The following is a 2,906-nucleotide window of genomic DNA, read 5'->3' as shown; positions in this document are numbered from 1 at the left end:
TCGCGATGCCGAGGCGATCGCGGAGGCGGTGCAACGGCCGACCATGTCGTTCGTGGCGATCAAGACCCCAGACCAGATGGACATGCTCGCCCGGCATCCGGACCGAGAGCAGCCTCATGGAAGTCCCGGAAGGAAACAGGTACCCTGACCTTCAGGCTGCGCGGGATGTTGCTAGTGTCATGGCCCATGGCATGATTGCGGAAGGCGATCAAAAGGGCGAAGACCGGCGACGCTGGCACGTCGAAATTACCAACCGGGCCAATCAACCGGTACTGACGGTCGCGTTCGCGGACGTCCTCGGCCCAACAGCCGCCGGCTAGCGGCGACGAAACGATTGCCGCAGATCGCCTCGGGGTCGGCAAGGGAGCCAACTATGAGCAAGAGTCCTCTCACCTCCACGCAGAAACTGGTGAACTCGGTTTGGAAAGCCGTGAGGATGCTGGGCGAACGCCCCGAACCGCTCCCGAAAGTCAAGCTCGACGGCCGGCGCGGTTATGGCGACGGCGACATTCCCTCGCCGGACCGAACTCCTGGTCGCGAATGATCCAAGGCACTGCTTTAGAGGACAAGGCCGCCGAGAGCATCCCTTTGCGCGGTCAACCCTGCACACGGCAGCAAAGGTCACCAATTCATCTTGGCCTTGTAGGGACAGGTTGTATATTTCTCTTCACGACCGAAATCCGGATAGCCTGGCATCGTGCCATGAGGTCATAGAGTGCCATCCCTCGCACCTCGCGAGTGAAGCTGGAGCAGTCAGACAGGAACCCCCTAGGGGACCGCCATGAATGAACTACGTCGCACTACCCTGAACGGCGATGTCTTCGAATACTTCGATGTCGGCGATGGTCTGCCCCTCCTACTCCTGCACGGAGCACTCGGGGACCTCAGGACCTGGCAAGGACATGGCGAGGCATTGTCAAACCGCTACCGCTGCATCGGTTACACCCAGCGGTACTTCGGTCGCGCCTCTTGGCGCGATGACGGACCCCCGTTCGGTGTCGCCACGCATGCCGAGGACCTCATTGCACTCGTAGAGGCTCTCGGGCTTGCCCCTGTGTACCTCGTTGCCTGGTCCTATTCCGGTCATGTCGCCTTCCAGGCCGCGCTGCGGCGCCCGGACCTGTTCCGACGTGTGATGGTCTACGAGCCGGGCGTGCCGAGTTATGTAACGGACCCGGAGGAACTGGCCGCCTTCGGGCGGGATGCCCATGCCCTGTATGGGCCGATTGTTACTGCCGTAAACAATGGCGATCTGGAAGAAGCCGCTCGCCTGATGATCGACGGCTCCGGTGGGGATGGCTGTTTAGATCGCCAAAGTCCGGAATACCGGACTATCATTCGCGACAACCTTCACTCGCTGCCGCGTTTGATGGCTCAAGAGCCGCCACCGAAGATCATTTGTGAGGATCTCGCGAGACTGAAGATGCCGGTCTCCGTTGTCCACGGTGGTCTGACGCGACCCGTCTTCGCCATCCCATCACTCGCTGCCGCACGGTGCATCCGTCATGCCCGGCATGTGGAGGTGCCGGGCGCCGGACATCTTTGGCCGCAGGAGAGTTCTCAGGGTTTCTCGGCTGTGGTCGAGGAACTCGATCGCACAATATGAGAGAGGTAGAGCGAATGTTGGTGGCCTTTGCCTGCGAATGCTGGATCAACCGGGACTCGGAAAGGTCAGCTCCTGGCACATTTGCGAAGTAGACCGAATGTCTGCTGGCGAAGGGGACAACAGACATTCCCGAGGCGTTCGCGATTTCCTCGGATAACCGATAGCCCGTTATCCGCCTGATGCCGAGGTGTGGCGCGTACTCTACCCAGATACTGCTGGATCCACCAAATGGAGGGCAGCCGTTCCACGGGAACCACGTAAGATGCTTCGAGTTCTGCAAACCAATGGTGCATTGACGCGACAGTTGCGAGCCCGGTATCTGCGACACAGGCTGTTTCGACTGAAGCCTCGCCTGTGCCTAACGGAGATCATGTCTGAATGACCACGAAGAACAATGCTCTTTCCTTCGAGATTGGTGAAACGGTTGTGTACCCGGCCCATGGCGTGGGTGTGATCACTGCAATCGAGGAGCAAGAGGTTGCCGGGTTCAAGCTCGAGCTCTTTGTGATCACCCTCGATAAGGATCGCCTCACCCTTCGGGTTCCCCTAACGAAAGCCAAGAGCAGCGGCCTGAGAAAACTGTCGGAACCTGCGGTGGTGGAGCAGGCCCTCGACCTCCTGAGCGGAAAGGCAATGGCCAAGCGCGGCGTGTGGAGCCGGCGCTCGAACGACCTTCAGGAGCGCATCGGGACCGGGCAGCTGACAGCTATTGCTGAAGTTTTGCGGGATCTCAATCGCGGCTCAGAGCAGCAGGAGGCTTCCTACAGCGAGCAGCAGATCTTCGAAGGCGCCCTGGACTTCATGATCAAGGAGGTGGCAGCATCCAGCCGGCTGACCCAGACCGAGGCTCGCAAGTTGATCGAACAGAGCTTGGCCAAAGCTCCTCACCTCAACAAGGCTAAGACCCTGGCCGAAGAACCGGAGGGGCCCGATGACGAAGCGGCGGCATAGGGAACGACCCTTCCCGTTGAACGAGAGACCGGTTAACGTTGAGTGCTGCTCCATCTAAGCTCAGGGCATTATTGGTATCATCGTGCTTCTACGGTAGCGTTGCCCCATCGATCTATTGGTACATCGGAATACTCGGAGCGGGTGCATGGTAACGCGAACTGCCCGTTTAAAGGATTTCACAACCGACGGGTATCCGGGCTGTGGGCTGCCGGTGCAGGTTCTGGCAGAGGATCACGTCGGCACATACATCCTTCCATTCCCGTGTGAGCGCATGAACGGGGAGTGGCGGAATGGGACGACCGGGGAGGCAGTCCAGGCCAGCATCATTGCATGGCGTGAGTTTCGGGTG

5 protein-coding genes and 1 pseudogene are annotated in these 2,906 nt (G+C 59.8%); all 6 read left to right on the top strand.

All coding sequences use genetic code 11. The annotated features are described in order from the left end of the window. A pseudogene (locus tag DDF70_RS38625) lies at positions 1 to 112 on the top strand (IS110 family transposase); the annotation flags it as partial. Positions 113 to 116: 4 nt separating this feature from the next. Then, positions 117 to 320 (top strand): DUF6894 family protein, encoded by a 204-nt coding sequence (locus tag DDF70_RS37315; RefSeq protein WP_425374152.1) that lies wholly within the window; start codon positions 117 to 119, stop codon positions 318 to 320. 53 nt (positions 321 to 373) lie between these two features. Continuing rightward, positions 374 to 544 (top strand): hypothetical protein, encoded by a 171-nt coding sequence (locus tag DDF70_RS37310; protein ID WP_162820907.1) that lies wholly within the window; start codon positions 374 to 376, stop codon positions 542 to 544. A gap of 237 nt (positions 545 to 781) precedes the next feature. Continuing rightward, complete coding sequence (locus DDF70_RS35815; RefSeq protein WP_114949196.1) at positions 782 to 1,606, top strand: alpha/beta fold hydrolase; 825 nt, start codon at positions 782 to 784, stop codon at positions 1,604 to 1,606. 378 nt (positions 1,607 to 1,984) lie between these two features. Then, a complete protein-coding gene (locus tag DDF70_RS35810) occupies positions 1,985 to 2,557 on the top strand; it encodes a CarD family transcriptional regulator (protein ID WP_114949195.1) in 573 nt (190 codons plus the stop codon). Between the two features lie 145 nt (positions 2,558 to 2,702). Next, a partial coding sequence (locus DDF70_RS37760; RefSeq protein WP_114949137.1) for a hypothetical protein occupies positions 2,703 to 2,906 on the top strand: 204 nt, incomplete at its 3' end.

The sequence above is a fragment of the Microvirga calopogonii genome (genome assembly GCF_003347665.1).
Classification (GTDB): Bacteria; Pseudomonadota; Alphaproteobacteria; order Rhizobiales; family Beijerinckiaceae; genus Microvirga; species Microvirga calopogonii.
Note: the sequence above shows the minus strand (reverse complement) of the source record. Positions and strands in the feature narration are given on the sequence as shown.

Excerpts from the sequence above, each read along its gene's own strand:
- DDF70_RS37315 (WP_425374152.1), top strand. The coding sequence starts at position 117 with ATGGAAGTCCCGGAAGGAAACAGGTACCCTGACCTTCAGGCTGCGCGG.
- DDF70_RS37310 (WP_162820907.1), top strand. The coding sequence starts at position 374 with ATGAGCAAGAGTCCTCTCACCTCCACGCAGAAACTGGTGAACTCGGTT.
- DDF70_RS35815 (WP_114949196.1), top strand. The coding sequence starts at position 782 with ATGAATGAACTACGTCGCACTACCCTGAACGGCGATGTCTTCGAATAC.
- DDF70_RS35810 (WP_114949195.1), top strand. The coding sequence starts at position 1,985 with ATGACCACGAAGAACAATGCTCTTTCCTTCGAGATTGGTGAAACGGTT.